Raw genomic sequence first — 21,748 nt, 5'->3', positions numbered from 1 at the left:
TCGTGAACATGGCTGCAAGGCCGGGCGTGCGGGAACCGGCATGGACAACGATCAGCCAGGAAACGACGAAGGCCCGGGCAACAGCCCGGGCCTTCGAAGCGAACAAAGCAGCAGGATTATTTGAACGTGTACTTGGCGCCGACAGTGAAGTACCGGCCAATGGCACCACTGAAGTGCAGCGGGTTGTAATTGACTGCACCGTAAGTGCTCGGGTCGAGCGGCGCGATGCGGTCGAACACGTTCTGCACCGAAGCGTTCAGCTCGAAGGCTTCGGTGATGTTCCAGCGGCCGGACAGATCGAAGGTGGTGAACGAGGAGATCTTCTCTACCGGCTCGCCGTCTTCATAGAAGGCCAGGTAGTCGCCGCCGCGGCGGTCCTTGTTCTCCAGCTTGCTGATGTAGTTGGCCACGCCGCTGATGCTCCACGGGCCCTGCTTCCAGGTGGTGCCGAAGTTGATGCGGTCCTTCGGCGTGCCGATGCAGTTGGTCACGTCGCAGTTGCCGTGGGTGCCCACGTAGTCGACGGTGGTATCACCCTCGGTGCGCTCGAACTTGAGCACATGGCTCCACTGCAGGTCCATTTCCAGCTGGCCCGGGCCGATGTCGAAGGTCTGCCGGATGTCGGTGTCGATGCCGCGGACGCGCGAGGAGTTGGCATTCACGTAGGCGGTATTGACGGCCAGGATGGTGCCGCTGTTGGCGACTCCGCCAATGTTGTTGGCATCGCGGAGAACGTTGCCCGCGGCGATGGCGTCGGCCGTGCTGCCCTGCGCGATTTCATTGGTGCGCTTGATTTCCCACGCATCCACAGTCAGCGAGGTGGTCGAGGTTGGCTGCAGCACGATGCCCACCGAATAGCTCTTGGACTCTTCCGGCTTCAGGTCCTTGTTCGGCCGCGTGATGATCGCCACCGAGCGCGCGGTGCATTCGTTGGCCGGATCGATGGCGCAACGCACCGGATCGCGGGCGTTGGAGAAAGCGGCCAGGCCACCGTCACCGTTCTCGGCCGGGTTCGGCGCGCGGAAGCCTTCAGCGTAGCTGGCGCGCAGTGCGATCCAGTCGGCCGGGGTCCACTTCACGCCCAGCTTCGGCGTGGCCTTGCCTTCGCCGCTTTCGTACTTGTCGTAGCGGACCGCAGCGCTCAGCTCCAACTGCTCCAGCACCGGTGCGGACAGTTCGGCGTAGCCGGCATACACATTCTGCGTGCCGTCGTAGGCCGAGTAGCCCAGGCCGATGATCTGGCCGATATCGGTGAAGGTCTGCGGCGTCAGGCTGTTGCTCGTCTTGCGCCACTCCGTACCGAAGGCCAGGCCCAGCGGACCGCCCTTGAGATCCATCAGGCTGCGCGAGATGGTGAAGTCGAACATGTCCAAGCTCGACTTGGCACGCGCGCTGATGGTCGGGCTGATGGCATCGTAGACCGACTGCGGCGTCTGCGAGGCATTGTCGCCGATGCGCCAGGTGCCATAGGGGCAGGCCGGATTGCCCAGCACGCAGCGTACTGCGTCATAACGCAGGAAACCCGTGCGCTTGTTGACCAGGTCGGTGCCGGAATGCAGGTAGGCGGTGTCGTAGCTCCAGTCGCCCCAGTTGCCCTTCACACCCACCAGGAAGCGGTTGAACTCATTGGTATTGTCGGTCACGCGCGGGCCCACGTCCCACGCGCTGTAACGCAGGCGGGCCGCGGTGGGCAGCGGGTTGTCCGGATGACCTGCATACAGCTGGGTCGCACCGGCACCGCTGTTGGCGTTGACAGGGCCGCCAGGGTAGCCCCAGCCGCCGGATACGCCGGATGGCGTATTGCTGAAGACCGTTTCCTTCTTCGAGTAACCGATCTCGGTATAGACCTCGCCGCCTTCACCAAACGCGAAGCTGGCGCGGCCGAACACGTTCACGTACTTCTCTTCCGGGCTCAGGTCGCGGTACTGCTGCGCCGGATCCCACAGGCAACCCTGGGCCTGCGCGGTCGCGTCACTCTGCCCGGGAATCGTGGTCAGCCCGGCGCAGCCCGGCAGGGCAACCAGATGGCCGGTGGCATCGAACACCGAACCATTGGGACCCACGCCGCCGGCGGTACCGCCCGACAGGTAGGCGCCGCCCAGGAACTGCGCGTCTGCAGCGTCGTAACCCCAGCGCCGGATATCGCCGGTGCCGATCCACTTGCGGTTCTTGCGGTCGCTGATCTTGATCGCGTCGGTCTTGCCGACGTCCAGGCTGAAGAACGCATTCCAGCCATCGCTGGACAGGTCGCCGGTGCCGGCAGTGAGGGTCGCCTTCTTCGCGTCGCCATCGCCGTCACCGGAGATGCCGTAGGAACCGCGCAGGATGGCGCCTTGGAAGTCGCTGCGCAGGATGATGTTGACCACGCCGGCGATGGCGTCGGAGCCATAGATCGCCGAGGCGCCGTCCTTGAGCACTTCCACGCGCTCGACGGCATCGAGCGGGATGGTGCTGAGGTCGGTGAAGACCTTCTGGCCGTCATCGGCCAGGCCGTAGGTGGCCATGCGGCGGCCGTTCAACAGCACCAGCGTCGAGCCGGCGCCCAGGCCACGCAGCGAGATGCCGGCGCCGCCACCGGCGAAGCCGTTGCCGAAGGTCTTGGGAATGGAGCCTGCGCCGTCGGCGGTCAGGGTCTGCAGGTACTCGGCGACCGTGGTCTTGCCGGTGCGGTCGATTTCCTGGCGGGTCACCACCTGCACCGGCGACGGTGTCTCGGTGTTGGTGCGCGGAATGTTCGAGCCGGTGACCGTGATGCGGTCGAGGTTGGTGGCCTGCTCCTGTGCAAAGGCTGAGGAAGAAGCCACGGCGCCGACCAGCAGCAGGGTGCTGCCAGCAAGGATATGGGTGATGGACGATGCCAGGGTGGTGCGGCGGCGGCTGGCGGGCCGTTGGATCGGGTGTTTCACAGCTTCTCTCCTAACTGGAAAACCGTAGCGTTGAGGGCTGTCGCCGGATCGATACCGGGACGCGCCAATCTAGGTTTCCAGCAGGTGACGACGTCGTGAATTTTTGCTTAATCAGTAACGCTTGGCCCTGGCATGTCCGCATTTGCCGGACAGTGGCAGGGGCCGGCCCGGCGCGAGGCCGGGCCGGTGGGACGCTCAGTCCGGCAGCGAGAACTGCACCGGCACCATGCCGATGGCCGGAACCGCCACGCCGTCACGCTGGGCGGGCTCGAAGCGCCAATGCTTGAGGACCTGCTGGCGGGCGGCCTGGTCCAGGTTGCGCGAGCCGCTGCTGCGCTCGACGCTGACCGCGACCGGCTGGCCACGGGTGTCCACTTCCACCCGCAACAGCACCGTGCCCTGTTCGTGGTTGCGCAGGGACTGGATCGGATAGGTCGGTGGCGGGGCGCTGCGGTACTGCAGCTGGGCGCCGGCCAGCGGGGTGGAGGTGTCGATGCTGGGCGCCAGCTGCGGCGGAGCCGGTTCGGCGGCCGGCAATGCGATGCCCTGGGTCTCTTCCACGGTCGCGGTGGGTGCGGGCAGTGGCGGTACCACCGGCTGCGTCCGCGGCTTCGGCACCACCTGGACGATCTCTTTGGGCGGAACCGGAGCCGGCGGCGTCGGCGGTGGCGGGATCCTCTCGATCAGCCTCACCGGAGTCTTTTCACGCGGGGCCTGCACGGCCTGGTAGGTCGCAGGGATGAGCAGCAACAGGAAGGCCAGCAGATGCAGGGCGATCGCTGCACTCCAGGCGGCTACGCGGGCGGGGTCGAAGTGCGGGGATGCAACGGGATAGGTACGAACCATGATCCACCTCCATGCCAGTGACGAAGTCCTCAACGCACCAGGGTCCGTGGCGGGGTTGCCGCACGCGGCTGGCAGTTCATCAGTAGCGCGGCATGGCGGCCACTGCCTAGAGGCAGGGGCATGCGCGTTGGGCTGGCCTTCAGCCAACGCCGCCGGAATACACGAAAAAGGCGGGCCCCCTGCGGGACCCGCCTGTGTCGGCCGTGCCGTACGCGATCAGCGGCCCAGTTCGAACACCACGTCCAGGTTGACCGAGACGGTCGATTCACCCGGTGCAACCGGGGTGGCCTTGTCCATCGCCGCGCCGGCGGCCATGGTGCGCATCATCGGCATCGGGCGGAAACCGCCGTTGCTGTTCTCGGAGATGCTGACGATGCGGCGCACCTGCAGGCCCAGCGACCTGGCGTAGGTCTGGGCGCGGGCCTGGGCTTTCTTCAGGGCGGCCAGGCGGGCTTCGTCATAGACCGGCTCGGGCTGGTCGATCTCGAAGCTGGGCCCGTTGATCTGGTTGGCGCCCTGCGCGGCCAGCGCGTCCAGCACCTTGCCGAGCTTGGCGATGTCGCGGACCTTCAGGCTGACCGTGTTGCTGGCCTGGTAGCCGGTGATCTTCGGTGCCTCATTGTCGGCATAGCGGTACTGCGGATTGAGGCTGACGCCGCTGGTCTGCACGTCGCGCTCGGCAATGCCGGCGGCCTTGATCGCGGCCAGCACCTTGTCCATCTGCTGGGCGTTCTGGCGCATGGCGCTGTTGCCGTCGGCGGCCTGGGTGACCACGCCGGCGGACAGGGTGGCGACGTCCGGTACACGGGTGGCCTCGGCGTTGGCCGAGATGTTCAGCAGGGTGCCTTCGGCCGGGGCGGCGATCGGCGGCGACGGCGGAGCGGCATGGGCGGTCATCGAGGTTCCAAGGGCGAGGGACAGGGCGAGCAGCAGCGGGGTGGCGGTCAGGCGCATGGGATCTCCTTGTTGTGGCGGTGAGGGTGGTGTCGTAGCGATGAACGCGCTGTGAGCCTGATCGGGGTTGCAGCGGTTCCGTAACGGGTTGCCGACGATTCAGACGGTGGCCTCAGGTTATGCTGTGCCGATGCTCTATCTTGCTTCCCGCTCCCCCCGACGCAACCAGCTGCTGGCCCGACTCGGACGCCCCTTCCAGGCCCTTGACCTGGAGGTCGTCGAGCAGCGCGCGGCCACTGAAAGCGCCGAACAGTATGTGTGCCGGGTCGCTGCCGACAAGGCGCGCGCCGGGCTGGCCCAGGTGCTGGCCGATGACCCGCAGGCGCGGGTGCTCGGTTCGGATACCGAGGTCGTGCTGGACGGCGAGGTCTTCGGCAAGCCGGTCGATGCTGCCGACGCGCGGGCGATGCTGGCGCGGCTGGCCGGACGCACCCACCAGGTGATGACCGCGGTGGTGGTGGTCGGCGCCGGCGGCCTGGACAGTGAGCTGGTCATTTCCGAGGTGACCTTCGCCCCGATCGATGCCGCCGACATCGCCGCCTATGTCGCCACCGGCGAGCCGCTGGACAAGGCCGGCGCCTACGCCATCCAGGGTGGGGCCGAACGCTGGATCGAACACCTTTCCGGCAGCTACTCCGGCGTGATGGGGCTGCCGCTGCTGCATACCGATCGTCTGCTGGCCCGCTGTGGCGTGCCGGTCCCCACTGCCGATGCCGCCAGGGAGGCTGCCGATGTCTGAGGAAATCCTGGTCAATGTGACCCCGCGCGAGACCCGGGTCGCGGTGATCGAGAACGGCATGCTGCAGGAACTGCACATCGAGCGCGGTTGGCGCCGTGGCGTGGTCGGCAACATCTACAAGGGCAAGGTGCAGCGGGTCATGCCCGGCATGCAGGCCGCCTTCGTCGAAGTCGGCCTGGAGCGCGCGGCGTTCCTGCACGCCAACGACGTGGTGCGGCCGGCGCCGGTGGCCAGCGCCGACACCGAGAACACCACCCTGCCGCCGCCGGCCAGCGTGCCGATCGTCGAGCTGCTGCGCGACGGCCAGGACATCGTGGTGCAGGTGGTGAAGGACCCGATCGGCACCAAGGGCGCCCGCCTGACCACGCAGATCAGCATTCCCTCGCGCTACATGGTGCTGCTGCCGCAGTCCAAGGTGGTGGGCGTGTCGGCGCGCATCGAGGACGAAACCGAGCGCGCCCGCCTGAAGGCGCTGGTGACCGAACTGTCGGCGCAGCACGGTGGCTACGGCTACATCGTGCGCACCAACGCCGAAGGGCAGCCGGCCGAGGCCATCGCCGAGGACATCGCCTACCTGTCGCGCGTGTGGAACGTGGTCGAGCGCCGCGGCCGCGAGGCGCCGTCGTGCAGCATCATCTATGAAGACCTGAGCCTGCCGCTGCGTTCGGTGCGCGACCTGATCCGCAAGGACGTGGACAAGGTGAAGGTCGACTCGAAGGAGACCTTCGGCCAGCTGCAGGCCTTCGTCGCCAAGTACATGCCGGTGCTGGCCGAGAAGCTGGAGCTGTACTCCGGCGATCGCCCGATCTTCGACATGTTCGGCGTGGAGGACGAGATCGGCCGCGCGCTGGACAAGCAGGTACCGCTCAAGTCCGGTGGCTACCTGGTGATCGACCAGACCGAGGCGATGACCACCATCGACGTCAATACCGGTTCGTTTCTCGGCCAGCGCAACCTGGAAGAGACGGTGTTCCGCACCAACCTGGAAGCGGCGCAGGCAGTGGCGCGTCAGCTGCGGCTGCGCAACCTGGGCGGCATCATCATCATCGACTTCATCGATATGGATGATGCCGAGCATCGCCGCCAGGTGCTGCGCACGCTGGAAAAGGCGCTGGCGCGCGACCATGCCAAGACCACGGTCTATGATTTCTCGCCGCTGGGCCTGGTGGAGATGACCCGCAAGCGCACGGTGGAAAGCCTGGAGCGCCAGCTGTCGGAAACCTGCCCGCAGTGCAGTGGCCGCGGCAGCATCAAGACCACCGAGACGGTGACCTACGAGATCTTCCGCGAGATCACCCGCGCGGTGCGACAGTTCGATGCCGCGCGCCTGCTGGTGATCGCGTCGACCAAGGTGGTCGCGCGCATTACCGACGAGGAGTCCGCGGCGGTGGCCGAACTGGAGGAATTCCTCGGCAAGAGCATCCGCTTCCAGGCGGACGAGCAGTACCTGCAGGAGCAATTCGATGTCGTTCTGCTCTGATCGTCGCCGGCCGCAGGCCGGCGGTGGCCGATGAGCGCGCCGCCGCGCCTGCGACTGCGAAGGATCCGCCGTCATTTCATTGCCGCCTGTGCGGTGGGCCTGGTCGGGCTTGCACTGCTGGTGGGCACGCTCAGCCAGCTGCTGCCGCTGGCCGAGCGCCATCCGGAGAAGATTGCCGCCTGGCTGAGCGAGCGGGCCGGCCAGCCGGTGCGTTTCGACCAGCTGCAGACCGCCTGGACCCGGCGTGGCCCGCTGCTGCAGCTGAAGGGCCTGCGCATCGGCGCCGGGCAGGGCCTGCCGATCGGCGAGGCCGAAGTCCTGGTGTCGATGTACAGCGGGCTGCTGCCCGGGCGCTCGCTGACCGAACTGCGCCTGCGTGGCCTGGCCCTGGACCTGCAGCAGGATGAACACGGACGCTGGTCGGTGCGGGGGTTGCCGCAATCCGACAACGGGGGGGATCCGCTGGATGCGTTGCGCCGGCTCGGCGAGCTGCAGGTGATCGGCGGCCGCCTGGGCGTGCACGCGCCGGCGATGGGCATCGACAGCACGCTGCCGCGCATCGACCTGCGCATGCGGGTCAATGGTGATCGCCTGCGCGTGGGCGTACGCGCCTGGGCGCAGCCCGAAGCGCTGCCGCTGACCGCGGTACTGGACGTGGACCGTGCGCGCGGCAACGGCCAGGCCTGGCTCGGCGCCGACCCGGTCGATTTCCACGCCTGGGCGCCCTTGCTGGCGGCCGGCGGCGTGCGCCTGAGCGAGGGCAAGGGCGAGCTGAACCTGTGGCTGACCCTGCGCGATTTCGCGCCGGTGGCGCTGACCACGGATTCGGACCTGCGCGACGTGCGCATCGATGGCGCACCGATACCCGGCATGGCGGCGCCGCAGCTGCAGCTGCAGCGGCTGCAGGCCCGCCTGCGCTGGCAGCGCCAGGCCGAGGGCTGGGCGTTGCAGGTGCCGCGCCTGCGCCTGAAGACCGAAGATGGCGAACAGCAGCTCGATGGCCTGCAGCTGCAGATCGGCAAGCAGCTGCGGGTGAACGCCGGTGCGGTGCAGGCCGGTACCGCGCTGCGCGGGTTGGCCCTGAGCAATCTCCTTGAACCGGGTCTGCGGCGCTGGCTGTTCCTGTCCAGGCCGCAGCTGGAGGTGCGCCGATTGCAGTTGGCCGGCGAACGTGATGGCCCGTTGCGGGCACAGGGCGAACTGCAGTCGCTGGGCTTTGCCAGCGTCGGCAATTCTCCGGGCCTGCGCGGCCTCGGGGGGCGTTTCGAAGGCGATGCCGATGGCTTCAGCCTGCAGCTGCAGCCGCAACGGCAGCTGCAGTTCGATTGGCCGACCGGCTTTGGCGTGCGGCATGACCTGCATCTGGCCGGACAGATCGTGGGGTGGCGCGACGAGGGCGGCGGTTGGCGGATCGGAACGCCGGCGATGCGCGTGGAAGGCACCGACTACGCGGCCGACGTGCGCGGCGGCGTCTGGTTCCAGGGCGACGGTACGCGGCCGTGGCTGCAGCTGGCCGCCAAGCTGGACGACGTGCCGATGACGGCGGCCAAGCGCTTCTGGATCCACTCCAAGATGAGCAAGGGCGCCACCGACTGGCTGGACATGGCACTGGCCGGCGGCCAGGTGCGTGGCGGTGTCGGCCTGGTCACCGGTGACCTGGACGACTGGCCGTTCGACAACAACGATGGCCGCTTCGAGGCCACCGGCCACATCAGCAATGGCGACATCCGCTTCCAGCACGATTGGCCGCTGATGCGCCAGGTTGATGCCGATATCGCCTTCATCGGCCCCGGCTTCGAGATGCGTGGACGTGGCGATCTGGCGGGCGTGGCGGTGCAGAAGTTCGAAGCCGGCATTCCGGACTTCGGCCATCAGCCGCTGTACGTGCGCGCCGACGCGCCGAGCGAAGCCGGCAAGCTGCTGGCGATGCTGCGCCAGAGCCCGTTGCACAAGGACTATGGCGATACCCTGGACAACCTGGTCGCCAGTGGCCCGGCACATGTGACGTTCGATCTGCTGCAGCCGCTGCACCACGATGAAGGTGGTGGTCATCTGCAGGGGACGGTCGACCTGACCGGCGTGAAGCTGGTCGACAAGCGCTTCCAGCTGGCCTTCGACAACATGCGAGGGCAGGCGCGCTACAGCAATGGCGGCTTCGGCGCCGAGGAACTGGCGGTGCGCCACCTCGGCCAGGATGGCCGCCTGAGCCTGCGCGCTGGTGGCTACGTGCACGACAGCACGCGGGCCTTCGAATCGCAGCTGACGGCGCATCTTGATGCAGGCGTACTGATCGACCGCGCACCGGAAATGGCCTGGCTCAAGCCCTACATCACCGGCACTTCAGCGTGGACCATCGCGGTCAACCTGCCCAAGGTGGCCCCGGGCGCGCCCGCGCCGCCGAGTGAACTGCGGTTGAGTTCGGAACTGGTCGGCACGCGGCTGGACCTGCCGGCACCGCTGGACAAACCGGCCGCCGAACCGCTGGCGACCACGGTGGCCGCGCAGTTGCCGATGGGCGCCGGCCGCATCGATGTGGCCTTTGGCCAGCGCCTGGCGCTGGCCGCACGCAGCCACAACAACCAGACCGGCGTGCAGGTCACGCTGGGCAGTGATCATGTTGATCGTGAGCCGCCGCCGAGCGGGCTGACGGTCAATGGCCGCAGCGCGACGCTGGATGCGCTGGAGTGGATCGGCCTGGCGCGGGGCGGCGGTGACGACGATGCGATGCCGCTGCGAGCGGTTGACGTCCAGGTCGGCCAGTTGAAGCTGATCGGCGGCGTGTTCGAGCAGACCCGGCTGCAGCTGCACCCGGGTCCACAGGCACTGGATGTGCGGTTGGACGGCCCGTCGCTGGCCGGGCGCCTGACCGTCCCCAATGCGGACGGTGGCACGATCAGTGGCCAGCTTGACCGCGTGCACTGGCAGTCACTGCCGGCGGTACCGGGTGCGCCGGCTGCACCGGCGCGGGTACAGGCCGGTGCCAACGACATGGACCCGGCCAAGCTGCCGCCGTTCGCGCTGGACATTGCCGACCTGAAGTTCGGCAAGGTGGTGCTGGGCCAGGCGGTGCTGCGCACGCGGCCGCTGGCCAACGGCCTGAACGTGGATGAGCTGCGTTTCCGCGCGCCGGACCAGGAGATCGACATCACCGGTCGCTGGCTCGGCCGGACCGGTGGTGCCCGTACCGAGTTGACCGCACAGGTGCGCAGCGAGGATCTGGGTGGGTTGATGCAGAATCTTGATTACGGCGGCCAGTTGCGCGGCGGTTCCGGCCAGGCGCAGTTGCAGGCCTCGTGGAGCGGAGGCCCGTCGGACTTCCAGCTGGGCAACCTGCAGGGCAGCCTCGACCTGCATGCGCGCAATGGCCAGCTGCTGGAGCTGGAGCCTGGCGCCGGCCGCGTGCTGGGCCTGCTCAGCGTCGCGCAACTGCCGCGGCGCCTGATGTTCGACTTCCGCGACTTCTTCTCCAAGGGCTTCGCGTTCAACCAGATCGACGGCAGCATGCAGTTCGGCCAGGGCATGGCGCGCACCGACAAGGTGCTGATCGAAGGCCCGGCGGCCAACATCACCATCCGTGGCCAGGCCGACCTGCGCAACCAGCGGTTCGACCAGACCATCGACGTCAACCCGCGCGCGGGCAACCTGCTGACCGTGGTCGGCGCGGTGGCCGGCGGCCCGGTGGGGGCCGCGCTGGGCGCGGCCACCAATGCGGTATTGTCCAAGCCGCTGGGCGAGATTGGCGCCCGAACCTACAAGGTGACCGGTCCATGGAAGGAACCGAAGGTGGAAGTGATCGAGCGCAGCCGCGACAAGACCCCATCACCGCCCGTGCCGGCGTCTGCACCGGCCATTCCGCCGACCGTCACCGACCTGCCGCGCTCGCGCTGAGCGCGGTTCCCTGTTCACGGGGCTTGCCTGAGCGCCCCCGCACCCCCAGATCGAGACCATGACTGATATCGCCCTGACGCTTGCCCAAGACCGCCTGCTGCGCCCCGGCGGCCTGGATACCGCTGGCCTGGAGCGCACCTTCGGCCAGTTGCTCGGCCCCGGTGTCGACTTCGGCGACCTTTATTTCCAGCACGCCCGCCGCGAGAGCTGGAGCGTGGAAGACGGCATCGTCAAGGACGGTGCCCATTCCATCGAGCAGGGCGTGGGTGTACGTGCGATTTCCGGCGAGAAGACCGGTTTCGCGTACTCCGATGACATCCATGCCGACGCGCTGCTGGCGGCGGCGCAGTCGGCGCGCGCGATCTCGCGTGAGGGCGGTGCGCAGTCCGGGCGATCGCTGCTTCGCGGCAATGCGCGCGCACTGTACCCGGCGCTGGACCCGATCGATGGTATCGGCAACGAAGCCAAGGTCGAGGTGCTCAAGCGCCTGGATGGTTACCTGCGTGCCGCCGACCCGCGCGTGAAGCAGGTGATGGTGAGCCTGTCCGGCGGCGTCGATACGGTGCTGATCGCCCGCAGCGACGGTGTGCTGGCGGCCGATGTGCGTCCGCTGGTGCGCCTGAATGTGCAGGTGATCGTCGAGCACAACGGCCGTCGCGAGTCCGGCTATGCCGGTGGCGGTGGCCGTTATGGCTACGAAGACCTGTTTGCCAGCGGCCGCCCCGAAGCCCTCGCCCAGGAAGCGCTGCGCCAGGCGCTGGTGAACCTGGAAGCGGTGCCGGCGCCGGCCGGCATGATGCCGGTGGTGCTCGGCCCGGGTTGGCCGGGCGTGCTGCTGCACGAAGCGGTCGGCCACGGTCTGGAAGGCGACTTCAATCGCAAGGGCACCAGCGTCTACGCCGGCCGCATCGGTGAGCGCGTCGCCGCGCCCGGGGTGACCATCGTCGACGACGGCACCCTCGACGGTCGCCGCGGTTCGTTGAACATCGACGACGAAGGCCACCCGAGCCAGTGCACCCCGCTGATCGAGGACGGCATCCTGGTCGGCTACATGCAGGACAGCCTCAATGCGCGGCTGATGGGCATGGCCCCGACCGGCAACGGGCGCCGTGAATCGTTCGCGCACCTGACCATGCCGCGCATGACCAACACCTACATGCGCGCCGGCGAGCACGACCCGCAGGAGATGATCCGTTCGGTGAAGAAGGGCCTGTACGCGGTCAACTTCGGCGGTGGCCAGGTCGACATCACCAGCGGCAAGTACGTGTTCTCGGCCACCGAGGCCTACCTGATCGAGGATGGCCGCATCACCACGCCGGTGAAGGGCGCGACCCTGATCGGCAACGGCCCGGAAACCATGCAGAAGGTGCGCATGGTCGGCAACGACCTGGCCCTGGACGAGGGCGTGGGCATCTGCGGCAAGGACGGGCAGAGCGTGCCCGTGGGTGTCGGCCAGCCCTCGCTGTTGATCGAGGGCATCACCGTCGGCGGTACCCAGGCCTGAGCGTGGCGAGGGCCACAGCAACCGCCCGGGCCGGCGCGGACTCAGTCCTCGTCGGCTTCGCCGGTCCCGATGTGGTCGGCGTCTTCGGCGCCGGCCTTCAGGCCCAGCGCCGCCGGCAGCATCAGCGCGCGCAGCACCTGGAAGATCTCGCGGTAGGCGCGCGGCGGCTTGTTCTTCGCCTTTTCGGCCTGCGCGTTGCGTACCAGGGTGCGCAGCTGCTGGCGGTCGGCCTGCGGGTAGTCGTCGAGCAGGGCGGCCAGCGCCTTGTCACCGTCGGCCAGCAGGCGGTCGCGCCAGTCTTCCACGCGGTGCATCATCGCCACTTCGCGGCGGCCGGTTTCGCTGTTGGCGTCCAGCGCATCGCGGATCGCGTCCAGCGTTGCCTCGTCCTCGCGGCGCATGTGCTTGGCCAGGAACGCCAGCTGGCGCTTGTGGGCGATGTGGGCGGTGATGCGCTTGCACTCGGCGATATGCGGCAGCAGGTCTTCCGGGATCGGCAGGCGCGCCAGCTGGGCCGGAGTCAACGACACCAGCTTCTCGCCCAGGGCCAGGACGTCGAGCGCGTCGCGCCGGTTCTGGCTGCGGCTCTTGTCGTGGAATTCACCGGTTTCTTCGTCGCGTCCGCGCATCGTCCCTACCTGATCTCAAAAAAAGTCGCCCGGCGTGATGCCGGGCCCAACCCGTACAGGATAAAGCATTGAACGTGATCGCCCCTGAAGTGGCCGTCGGCGACGACAGCCCGGCCCGGCTGGAACGGCTGGCCGACCTTTCCCAGCAGCTGCTCGACCGTGCCCGCGCGCTGGGCGCCAGCCAGGCCGAGGTCAGCTGCAGCGAGGATCGTGGCCTGGAGGTCAATGTCCGCCTTGGCGAAGTGGAGACCGTGCAGTCCACCCGCGACCGCGGCATCGCCGTGACCGTCTATTTCGGGCAGCGCAAGGGCAGTGCCAGCACTGGCGACCTGAACGAGGCCAGCCTGGCCGCTACGGTCGAGCAGGCCTGCGCGATTGCCCGGCATACCGAGGATGACCCGGCCGCCGGCCTGGCCGAGGCCGCACTGATGGCCACCGACTTCCCGGAGCTGGACGGTTGGCATCCGTGGGCGCTGCAGGCCGATGAGGCGGTGGACCTGGCCCTGGCCTGCGAGGCGGCCGGCCGCGAGGCCGATGCGCAGATCCGCAATTCCGACGGCGCTTCCGTGTCGAGCATGCAGAGCCTGTCGGTGTACGCCAATTCGCATGGCTTTTTCGGCCGTGAGCGCGGCACCCACCATTCGATCGGTTGCGCGCTGATCGCCGGGCAGGGCGACGGCATGCAACGCGATGGCTGGTATACCAGCGCGCTGGCGCAGGGGGACCTGGAAGACGTGGGCCTGGTCGGCCGTCGCGCCGCCGAGCGCACCGTAGCCCGCCTGCAGCCGCGTTCGTTGGCCACTGGCAGCATGCCGGTGCTGTTCGCCCCGGAAGTGGCGCGCAGCCTGGTCGGCCACCTGCTGTCGGCGGTGTCCGGCGGCGCGTTGTACCGCCAGGCCAGTTTCCTGCTGGACAGCGTCGGCCAGCGCCTGTTCCCGGAGTGGATGCAGATTGACGAACTGCCGCACCTGCGCCGCGGCCTGCGCTCGGCCGCCTTCGACGGCGACGGCGTGGCCACCCGTGCCTCGGCGCTGGTCCGTGACGGCGTGCTGCAGCGTTACGTGCTGGGCAGCTATTCGGCGCGCAAGCTGGGCCTGCAGACCACCGCCAATGCCGGCGGCGTGCACAACCTGCAGCTGGCGGCCAATGCCGGCTCGCTCGAAGAGATCGCCCGGCAGATGGGTGACGGCCTGCTGGTGACCGAGCTGATGGGGCAGGGTGTGAACGGGGTGACCGGCGACTACTCGCGGGGCGCGGGCGGCTTCCGTGTCGAGAATGGCGAGATCCAGTACCCGGTGGACGGCGTCACCATCGCCGGCAACCTGCGCGAGATGTTCAGCAGCATCGAGGCGGTCGGCAGCGACGTCGACCCGCGCTCGCACATCCGGACCGGCTCGATCCTGCTGGGGCGGATGACCATTGCCGGTAATGATTGATGGCGTCGATGGCGTAAGCTATGCCCGCCTGACGCAACCAGCTTGGTGCTGGTGGGTCAAGACCACCCAATGAAAAGGAGTTTTGTCGTGAGTGAATTCGATAACGTCCCGCCGCCGCCGGCAACCACCAATGCCCCGGCCGACCAGCGCACCATGGCGCTGGCCGCGCATCTGCTGGGCATCTTCACCTGGTTCATCGGCCCGCTGATCATCTGGCTGATCAACAAGGATGACGCCAGCAAGTCCTTCGTGACAGACCAGGCCAAGGAAGCGCTGAACTTCCAGATCACCATCACCATCGCGATGCTGATCTGCATCGTGCTGACCATCGTGATCATCGGCGGCATCCTGGCGCCGATCGTCGGCATCCTGAACCTGGTGTTCTGCATCATCGCCGCTGTGAAGGCCAACAACGGCGAAGCCTACCGCTACCCGTTCGCGCTGCGCCTGGTCAAGTAATACCGGCTGCACGCGCAAACAGGAACGCCCGGCATTGCCGGGCGTTCCTGTTTGGCGGCAGCGTCACCGTCAGCGATCAGTGATCGCGTTCCACCGCCAGCGTTGCCAGCGCGCGCAGCGCATCGGCTTCTTCGCCATGGCCGGCCAGCGTGGCCTGCATGCGTGCGGCCAGTTCGCGCAGCTGCGCCTTCGCACCGTCCATGCCGAGCAGCGCGGGGAAGGTGCTCTTGTCCTGCGCCTGGTCCTTGCCGGCGGTCTTGCCCAGCTGTTCGGAACTGGCTTCGACATCGAGGATGTCATCGCGGACCTGGAAGGCCAGGCCGAGCGCGTCGGCGAAGCTGTCCAGCTGGGCCAGCTGTGGTTCGTGGGCCTGGCCGCACAGCGCCCCCATGCGCACCGCTGCGCGGATCAGCGCGCCGGTTTTCAGCGCGTGCATGCGGGTCAGTGCCGCGAGCGTCTGTTGCTGGCCGGTGGCATCGATGTCCAGCGCCTGGCCACCACACATGCCGGAGGCGCCGGACGCGTGGGCCAGCGTCTGCAGGCAGGCCACGCGCAGCGTGGCCGGCAGCGGCGCATCGGCCAGCAGGCCGAAGGCGCGGGTCTGCAGGGCGTCACCGGCCAGGATCGCGGTGGCTTCGTCGAAGGCGATGTGGGTGGTCGGCTTGCCGCGTCGCAGCGCGTCATCGTCCATGGCCGGCAGGTCGTCGTGCACCAGCGAATAGGCGTGGATGAGCTCGACAGACATCGCCGCTGCGTCCAGGTGTTCCGGCTGCGCGCCGAACAGGTGGCCACTGGCGTACACCAGCAGCGGTCGCATGCGTTTGCCACCGCCCAGCACCGAATAGCGCATGGCCTGGTGCAGGCGCTGCGGTGCTTCGGCGGGCGAGGGCAGGGCGGCGTCGAGCTGGCTTTCGATACGGTCGCGCCAGCGCGCGAACAGAACCTCAGCCGTCATGGCTGGGCGGATCGAAAGGCTCGGATGCTTCCGGCTGCGCCGGATCGCTGAGCAGGCGCACGCGCAGTTCGGCCTGTTCCAGCGCCTGCTGGCACTGGCGGTACAGACCGACGCCGCGTTCGTAAGCACTGAGCGAGGCTTCCAGGCTCAGCTCGCCGGTTTCCATCTGCTCCACCAGCTGTTCCAGCGATTCGAGCGACTGCTCGAACTGGGCGACCGGGGAGGCGTTTTCGGGGGACTTCTTGACCATGCAGCAAGTGTGGACGGGCTGCGCGCGGGGGTCAATTCACCAGCCGCCGGGACGCCACTGCAGTTGTGCATCCTGGGCCTGCAACCAGCCTTGCAGCGGGGCCGCGATGACCACGTCGGCGGCGGCAAGCAGCTGAGGCCCATCGAAGATCAGCGGCAGCTGGGCCCGCCGCCAGGGGGCCAGGTGCTCGCGTTGCAGGCAGTCCTTCAGCGCATGCGAATGCGGGCGACCGGGCAGCACGATGCGCTCGCCGCCCACGCGTGCACGGACCTGAAGCGGGCGTTCGAAGGCCACGGCGCCCTGCAGGCGCAATTGGCCACCATCGGGCAGCGGCAGGGGGGCACGCCCATCCCATTCGGCCTGCCATCCGCAGGGCAGCGATGGCAGCTGCGCGGGCAGCAGATAGGCGTGATCGCGCCATTGCTGGATGGCATGCTCGTGCCAGCGCACCCGCGCCTGGCGATCGTTGCCGGCCGGCAGCAGTTCGTGCAGGCCCTGCTGCAGTACCGTGGCCGGCAGTGGGGCGGCACCGTGGCCGATCACCCAGGCGCGCAGCACGCGCGCGGCACGCCCCGGTGACACCTGGCGCAGCAGCTGCAGCGAAAGCACGCGTGGTGCCACTTCCAGGTGGGCGATCAGCTCGGCGTCTTCCTCGTCCAGCAGAGCACGGGTCTGCCCGCAGTGCATTGCGCTGCCCGCCAATGCCGCAGCCGCATGCGGCCAGCGCTGGCGCAGCAACGGCAGCACCTGCAGGCGCAGGAAGTTGCGATCGGCGTGGTCGTGGCCATTGCTGGGGTCTTCGATCCAGCGCAGCGCGTGCCGGCGCGCGTAGTCGAGCAGCGCGTTGCGCGTTGCCGGCAGCAGGGGGCGCCACAACGGATGCCCGCCAATGCGGCTGTGTGCGGACATCGCCGCCAGGCCGTCAATACCGGAACCGCGCAGGGCACGCAGCAGGAAGGTCTCGGCCTGATCGTCCTGGTGCTGCGCCAGTGCCAGCGTTTCGCCGTCGCGCAGTTCGGCCGCGAAGGCGGCGCGTCGCGCCTGCCGCGCCGCGCCTTCAAGGCCGAGGCCCGCGCGGTTGTCGATCTGCACGCGGTGCACGGCCAGTTCAATGCCCAGTGCCGCGCATTGCTGCTGGCAATGCAGCACCCAGCCGTCCGCATCGGCCTGCAGGCCATGGTGTACGTGCACCGCACGCAGCGCCGTGCCGGAGGCCTGTGCGCAGCGCCACAGCCAGTGCAGCAGCACGGTCGAGTCGACACCACCGCTGTAGCCCACCAGCAGCGGCGCATCCAGCGGAACGAGGGCAGGGAAGGCAGTCACGGCGGCAAGTATAGGGTTGCTCGGCAGGGCTGCGCCCTGCACCCGCTACGATCCAGAGCAACAGCAACAGCAGAAGCTGGTTTGCTGAGGGTAGGCGGGGTGGGTCCGATTGCGGGAGACGCCGTAAACCCATCCATGGGGGCTTGGCCGCGGCATCCATGCCGCGGACACTCCCGCAACCGGACCCACCCCGCCTTCGACAGTTTCCTGCGAACTGTCGGAACTGCTCTTGGGGTCAGATCCGTTTTCCTGCGGAAAACGGATCTGACCCCGATTTATTTCGATATCTGACAGATGTGTCGACCAAGGTCGACACCTACCAACAGCCGCCGGCAAACTGTCGAAGGCGGGGCACTGTGGGTTTGCGGGGTGTGAGCCGCATGGATGCGGCGACCAAGCCCCCAGGGACGGGTTTACGGCGTCCCCGCAAACCCACAGTGCCCCGCCAACCCACGGAATGCACGCTGTTGCTGTTGCTGTTGCTTTGGCCGTTGCTGTTGCTCTGGCGTGTAGCAGGGTGCAGGGCGCAGCCCTGCCGAAAAACCTACTTCACCCGGCGGCCCGCGCGGTCGATGCGGAACCACTCTCCGCCTTCCATCGGCGTGTGGCCATCGGCGTCCGGCGTGCCGCGGCGGCAGCCGTTGCAGACCTCGGCCACGCCATCCTGGAACGGCCAGGCGAAATCGAAGGTGCCCGGTACCACCTGGCGGAATTCCAGATCGAAGTAGCCCACGCGATTGCCGACGCGGCCGCGCAGCAGGCCTTCCTGCGGCGTTTCCGGGCCATTGTCCCAGGTCAGCACCGGCAGGCTGCGGCCCGTGCGGTCGACGTAGTGGAAGCCCTGGTCGGCATACACCACGGCCAGGCCGTGGTCGTCGTAGTTCAGGTCCTTCAGCGTATCGGCGCTGATCTTCAGCTGGTGACCGACCACCTCGCAGTTGGGCAGCGGCCACAATCCGTGTTCGTCGGTCAGCAGCTTGCATGCCGGTGCCTGTGCCAGCGCGCTGGCACTGGCCAGCACGCCGAGCAGGGCCAGCGACCGCGCGAAGCGGCCGCTGGCAGGGGCAGGGCGGGCCTGCCGCACGATCACTTGGCCTCGGCCTTGCGTTCGAACGCCGTCGGTGCCGGCAGCTGCACCGGCACGCCCTTGTCATCGCAGGTACCGGCCTGGCACAGGCGCTCGCGCAGGGCCGGAGTGGCCTGCACGATCATGTGGTAGATCGCATTCTGTTCCAGCGTGCCGCGGATCGCCTTGCTGCCCGGGCCGCGCGCCCAGATGCCGACGTCCTCGCCGCCGTGCGACTCGGACTTCATCGGCACCAGCGCCTCCTGCATGTAGTCCGGATGCTCGGTGTCGACCTCGCGCAGGTTCGGGCGGCCGTTGGCCGGTTCGAAGCTGCTCGGGTTGTGCGGGTAACGCTTCGGGCCGGCCGGCTGCTGGTTGCTGCTGCCGGTGTGGCCCGGGCCATTGGCGTAGCTCAGCGTGGTGTACGGCTGGCCGGTGCCATCCAGTGCGTAGTCCAGCTTGCCGGCGCCATCTTCGCCGCCCTTGTCCTTCACCTTGCCCAGGATCGGGTTGCCGCGCGCCGGGTAGCCGACGAAGTTCAGCGTGTGCGAGTGGTCGGCGGTGACGATGATCAGGGTGTCGTCGGCCGAGGTCAGCTCGTTGGCCACGCGCACCGCGTCGGACAGCGCCACGGTCTCGGTCAGTGCACGGTAGGCGTTGCCGCTGTGATTGGCGTGGTCGATGCGCGCCCCTTCGATCATCAGCACGTAGCCTTCCGGGTGCTTCGACAGATTCCTGATCGCTGCCGCCGTCAGTTCAGCCAGGCTCGGCTCGCCGCCCGGATCCTGCGGGCGCTCGTATTCGTAGCGCATGTGGTCCGGCTCGAACAGGCCGAGGATGGCCGGTGCATTGGCGGCGGCGGCCAGCTGCCTGCTGTTCCACACGTAGGCGCCCTGCGGGTGCGCCTGCTGCCATTCCTGCACCAGGCTGCGACCATCCAGGCGCTGGCCGACCTTGTCGTCGTATTCCGGATCGCGCTCTTCGACGGTGGTGAATTCACCGCGACCGCCACCCAGGGCGACCAGCGGGCCCCGGCCGTAGCGCGAGGTCGACAGCAGCTGCTGGGCGATGTCCTTGCAGCCCGCGGCCTTGGCCGCCTCGGTCAGGTCGGTGTCGTTTTCCCAGTTGCGCTCGGGCGAGTGCGCATAGGTGGCAGCAGGGGTGGCATGGGTCAGGCGCGCGGTGGACACCACACCGGTAGCCAGGCCGGCGCTGTCGGCCAGCTGCAGCCAGGTCAGCAGGCCCTTGGACAGACTGTCGGCGCAGTCGGTGCGGCTGCCGGCGCTGACACCGATCGCGCCCATGTGGGTCTTCACGCCGGTCGTGATGGCGGTCATGGTGCCGGCCGAATCCGGGGTCTGCGAATCGGTGTTGTAGGTCTTGCTGAACGCCGTGGCCGGGAAGCGTTCCCACGACAGCAGGTTCTCTTCGCCGGAGCCGCCCTTGCGCTGGCCCTCGTAGATGCGCGAGGCGGCCACGGTGGTCAGGCTCATGCCGTCACCGAGGAACAGGATGACGTTCTTGGCCTTGCCGGACATCGCACCGTTGGCCGCAGCCTGGGCGGCGCCGCTGCGGTACCACCACTGCGGGGTTTCGCCGGCCGGGTGGGCGACCGGGTCGACGGCGATCTTCAGGCCGGCCGGGGTGGAGGCAGGGGAGGTGCTGGCGCAGGCGCCGAGCAGCAGGGTGGTGGCGCAGGCGGCCAACAGGGAGACAGAACGGCGCATGGACGCAGGGATCTCACAAACTGTAACGGGACATTCATTATGCCCGCCCTCGCAAGGCACGCCGATGACACACTGATTTGCCGGCCGGGCGGTCGTTCTGCGGGCTGCCTTGGGCTATCGTGCCAGCATCCCTTCCTTCCCCTCTGGATTGCCTATGAAGCTGGTCTCTGCCTGGCTGCGGATTCCATTCTGGCAGCGCGTGGTCGGTGGCTTCGTGCTCGGTGCGCTGGCCGGCTGGGCGCTCGGCCCCGCCGCGGAAACGTGGTTCGGCCCGCTCGGCGAGCTGTACGTCACCCTGATCAAGATGATCGCCGTGCCACTGGTGTTCTTCGCGGTCATCAACGCGATCTCGTCGCTGCACGGGCAGAAGTCGGTGGCCGCGCTCAGTGGCCGTACCTTCCTGTGGTTCGTGATCACCGCTGCATTGGCGGTGTGCGTCGGGCTGGGCGTGGGCACCGTGCTGCAGCCCGGCGCGGGTGGCCTGCAGCTGACGATGGCCAGCAACTACGTGCCGCGTGAAGTGCCCAGCGTGGTGCAGGTGCTGCTGGACGTGGTGCCGGCCAATGTCTTCTATGCGCTGTCCGGCATCGGCACCAAGGTCAACGCGGCCGGTGAGACCGTGCTGGCCGCGGGTCGCGGCTCGATCCTGCCGGTGATCTTCTTCGCCGGCCTGGTGGGCTTTGCCATCGTCAAGCTGGGCGAGAAGGTGACCGAGGCGCGCAAGCTGGTCGGCCAGATGAGCGACATCATGATCCAGGTGACCCGCTTCGTGCTGGAAGTCACCCCGATCGGCACCTTCGGCCTGATCGCAGGCCTGGTCGGCAGCTATGGGTTCGAGAAGCTGCTGCCGCTGGGCCATTTCGTGCTGGCGTTGTACGTGGCCTGTGCGCTGCACATCGTGGTGGTCTACAGCGCGCTGCTGCTGGCGCACGGCCTGAACCCGCTGAAGTTCTTCCGGGGCGCGGCGCCGGGCATGCAGGTTGCGTTCGTCAGCTCGTCCAGCTTCGCTGCGATGCCGGTGGCGCTGCGTTCGATCACCCACAACCTGGGCGTGAACAAGGACTACGGTTCGTTCGCGGTGCCGCTGGGCGCGAGCATCAAGATGGACGGCTGCGGCGCGATCTATCCGGCGCTGTGCGCGGTGTTCATCGCGCAGTACAGCGGTGTGCCGCTGACCCCGGAGCAGTACGTGGTGGTGCTGATCGCTTCGGTGCTGGGCAGCTTCGGTACCGCCGGCGTGCCGGGTACTGCGGTGATCATGGCCACGGTGGTGCTGAGCGCGGCGAACCTGCCGCTGGAGACCATCGGTTACCTGTATGCCATCGACCGCATCCTGGACATGATGCGCACGATGACGAATGTGACGGGCCAGATGCTGGTGCCGGTGCTCGTGGCCAAGGAAACCGGGCTGCTCGACCAAGCGGTGTATGACAATCCGTCCAGCAATGTGGGCGTGGACGATCCTGACCCGACTCCGCCACGCGGCTGAGGTTGCTTGGAGATGAAAGGCCCGCCTGACCGGCGGGCCTTTTGCTTGGGAGGTGGCTTGCGCGGTACCGACCGAGGCGGGCACCTGGTAGATCCAC

16 protein-coding genes are annotated in these 21,748 nt (G+C 68.1%); 7 read left to right on the top strand and 9 right to left on the bottom strand.

Going from position 1 to position 21,748, the window contains the following annotated elements:
- Nucleotides 1–116: 116 nt before the first annotated feature.
- From ACMGRF_RS12435 to ACMGRF_RS12425, 3 genes are all read right to left on the bottom strand, one after another.
- Entirely contained in the window at nucleotides 117–2,906 is a 2,790-nt protein-coding gene (locus tag ACMGRF_RS12435; protein WP_164283123.1) for a TonB-dependent receptor, read from the bottom strand.
- 195 nt (nucleotides 2,907–3,101) lie between these two features.
- On the bottom strand, nucleotides 3,102–3,752 hold the full coding sequence (locus tag ACMGRF_RS12430; RefSeq protein WP_100478539.1) for an energy transducer TonB: 651 nt from the start codon (nucleotides 3,750–3,752) through the stop codon (nucleotides 3,102–3,104).
- Between the two features lie 216 nt (nucleotides 3,753–3,968).
- On the bottom strand, nucleotides 3,969–4,706 hold the full coding sequence (locus ACMGRF_RS12425; protein ID WP_049412455.1) for an SIMPL domain-containing protein: 738 nt from the start codon (nucleotides 4,704–4,706) through the stop codon (nucleotides 3,969–3,971).
- Between the two features lie 130 nt (nucleotides 4,707–4,836).
- Here ACMGRF_RS12425 and ACMGRF_RS12420 point away from each other — a divergent pair, with 130 nt between their 5' ends.
- Genes ACMGRF_RS12420 through tldD form a run of 4 tightly spaced genes read left to right on the top strand, consistent with a single transcriptional unit; the run spans nucleotide 4,837 to nucleotide 12,317 of the window.
- Complete coding sequence (locus tag ACMGRF_RS12420; RefSeq protein ID WP_049438094.1) at nucleotides 4,837–5,445, top strand: Maf family nucleotide pyrophosphatase; 609 nt, start codon at nucleotides 4,837–4,839, stop codon at nucleotides 5,443–5,445.
- The gene (gene rng / locus ACMGRF_RS12415; protein WP_049412462.1) at nucleotides 5,438–6,925 is read left to right on the top strand and encodes a ribonuclease G; all 1,488 of its coding nucleotides are present in this window, start codon (nucleotides 5,438–5,440) and stop codon (nucleotides 6,923–6,925) included. The genes ACMGRF_RS12420 and rng overlap by 8 nt, the downstream gene beginning before the upstream one ends.
- 30 nt (nucleotides 6,926–6,955) lie before the next feature.
- Nucleotides 6,956–10,813, top strand: a complete 3,858-nt coding sequence (locus ACMGRF_RS12410) for a YhdP family protein (RefSeq protein ID WP_180879313.1) — start codon at nucleotides 6,956–6,958, stop codon at nucleotides 10,811–10,813.
- A 58-nt stretch (nucleotides 10,814–10,871) separates the two neighbouring features.
- Nucleotides 10,872–12,317 carry a metalloprotease TldD gene (tldD, locus tag ACMGRF_RS12405; protein ID WP_099485977.1) on the top strand — a complete coding sequence of 482 codons (1,446 nt, stop codon included), beginning with the start codon at nucleotides 10,872–10,874 and terminating at the stop codon, nucleotides 12,315–12,317.
- 41 nt (nucleotides 12,318–12,358) lie between these two features.
- Here tldD and yjgA read toward each other — a convergent pair whose 3' ends face one another.
- The gene (yjgA, locus tag ACMGRF_RS12400) at nucleotides 12,359–12,946 is read right to left on the bottom strand and encodes a ribosome biogenesis factor YjgA (protein WP_049412470.1); all 588 of its coding nucleotides are present in this window, start codon (nucleotides 12,944–12,946) and stop codon (nucleotides 12,359–12,361) included.
- A 68-nt stretch (nucleotides 12,947–13,014) separates the two neighbouring features.
- Between yjgA and pmbA the strand changes: the two genes are divergently transcribed.
- Nucleotides 13,015–14,382, top strand: coding sequence for a metalloprotease PmbA (gene pmbA, locus ACMGRF_RS12395; RefSeq protein WP_049412473.1), 1,368 nt, complete (start codon nucleotides 13,015–13,017; stop codon nucleotides 14,380–14,382).
- A gap of 87 nt (nucleotides 14,383–14,469) precedes the next feature.
- Nucleotides 14,470–14,841: a DUF4870 domain-containing protein gene (locus ACMGRF_RS12390; RefSeq protein ID WP_005418071.1), complete on the top strand. Its 372-nt coding sequence runs from the start codon at nucleotides 14,470–14,472 to the stop codon at nucleotides 14,839–14,841.
- Nucleotides 14,842–14,917: 76 nt separating this feature from the next.
- On the opposite strand, the gene ACMGRF_RS12385 is transcribed toward ACMGRF_RS12390, so the two are convergent.
- The 5 genes from ACMGRF_RS12385 to ACMGRF_RS12365 form a co-directional block, all read right to left on the bottom strand.
- Nucleotides 14,918–15,796 (bottom strand): polyprenyl synthetase family protein, encoded by an 879-nt coding sequence (locus ACMGRF_RS12385; RefSeq protein WP_049412476.1) that lies wholly within the window; start codon nucleotides 15,794–15,796, stop codon nucleotides 14,918–14,920.
- Nucleotides 15,786–16,046 (bottom strand): exodeoxyribonuclease VII small subunit, encoded by a 261-nt coding sequence (locus tag ACMGRF_RS12380; RefSeq protein ID WP_049412480.1) that lies wholly within the window; start codon nucleotides 16,044–16,046, stop codon nucleotides 15,786–15,788. The genes ACMGRF_RS12385 and ACMGRF_RS12380 overlap by 11 nt, the downstream gene beginning before the upstream one ends.
- A 36-nt stretch (nucleotides 16,047–16,082) precedes the next feature.
- Nucleotides 16,083–17,369 (bottom strand): tRNA lysidine(34) synthetase TilS, encoded by a 1,287-nt coding sequence (tilS, locus tag ACMGRF_RS12375; RefSeq protein WP_162838147.1) that lies wholly within the window; start codon nucleotides 17,367–17,369, stop codon nucleotides 16,083–16,085.
- 544 nt (nucleotides 17,370–17,913) lie between these two features.
- Nucleotides 17,914–18,459, bottom strand: a complete 546-nt coding sequence (locus ACMGRF_RS12370; protein ID WP_049438972.1) for a WG repeat-containing protein — start codon at nucleotides 18,457–18,459, stop codon at nucleotides 17,914–17,916.
- On the bottom strand, nucleotides 18,456–20,162 hold the full coding sequence (locus ACMGRF_RS12365) for an alkaline phosphatase (RefSeq protein WP_099496204.1): 1,707 nt from the start codon (nucleotides 20,160–20,162) through the stop codon (nucleotides 18,456–18,458). Before ACMGRF_RS12365 ends, ACMGRF_RS12370 begins: the two co-directional genes overlap by 4 nt.
- Before the next feature lie 154 nt (nucleotides 20,163–20,316).
- Here ACMGRF_RS12365 and ACMGRF_RS12360 point away from each other — a divergent pair, with 154 nt between their 5' ends.
- Nucleotides 20,317–21,651, top strand: a complete 1,335-nt coding sequence (locus ACMGRF_RS12360) for a dicarboxylate/amino acid:cation symporter (protein ID WP_049417108.1) — start codon at nucleotides 20,317–20,319, stop codon at nucleotides 21,649–21,651.
- Nucleotides 21,652–21,748 lie beyond the last annotated feature (97 nt).

Source organism: Stenotrophomonas sp. EMP41, from assembly GCF_047495535.1.
Taxonomy (GTDB): domain Bacteria; phylum Pseudomonadota; class Gammaproteobacteria; order Xanthomonadales; family Xanthomonadaceae; genus Stenotrophomonas; species Stenotrophomonas sepilia.
The sequence above is the reverse complement of the archived record's forward strand: the minus strand, read 5'-3'. Positions and strand labels throughout refer to the sequence as shown.

Excerpts from the sequence above, each read along its gene's own strand:
- ACMGRF_RS12360 (WP_049417108.1), top strand. The coding sequence starts at position 20,317 with ATGAAGCTGGTCTCTGCCTGGCTGCGGATTCCATTCTGGCAGCGCGTG.
- ACMGRF_RS12380 (WP_049412480.1), bottom strand. The coding sequence starts at position 16,046 with ATGGTCAAGAAGTCCCCCGAAAACGCCTCCCCGGTCGCCCAGTTCGAG.
- ACMGRF_RS12385 (WP_049412476.1), bottom strand. The coding sequence starts at position 15,796 with ATGACGGCTGAGGTTCTGTTCGCGCGCTGGCGCGACCGTATCGAAAGC.
- ACMGRF_RS12420 (WP_049438094.1), top strand. The coding sequence starts at position 4,837 with ATGCTCTATCTTGCTTCCCGCTCCCCCCGACGCAACCAGCTGCTGGCC.
- rng (WP_049412462.1), top strand. The coding sequence starts at position 5,438 with ATGTCTGAGGAAATCCTGGTCAATGTGACCCCGCGCGAGACCCGGGTC.
- ACMGRF_RS12425 (WP_049412455.1), bottom strand. The coding sequence starts at position 4,706 with ATGCGCCTGACCGCCACCCCGCTGCTGCTCGCCCTGTCCCTCGCCCTT.
- ACMGRF_RS12410 (WP_180879313.1), top strand. The coding sequence starts at position 6,956 with ATGAGCGCGCCGCCGCGCCTGCGACTGCGAAGGATCCGCCGTCATTTC.
- ACMGRF_RS12430 (WP_100478539.1), bottom strand. The coding sequence starts at position 3,752 with ATGGTTCGTACCTATCCCGTTGCATCCCCGCACTTCGACCCCGCCCGC.
- ACMGRF_RS12365 (WP_099496204.1), bottom strand. The coding sequence starts at position 20,162 with ATGCGCCGTTCTGTCTCCCTGTTGGCCGCCTGCGCCACCACCCTGCTG.
- yjgA (WP_049412470.1), bottom strand. The coding sequence starts at position 12,946 with ATGCGCGGACGCGACGAAGAAACCGGTGAATTCCACGACAAGAGCCGC.
- tldD (WP_099485977.1), top strand. The coding sequence starts at position 10,872 with ATGACTGATATCGCCCTGACGCTTGCCCAAGACCGCCTGCTGCGCCCC.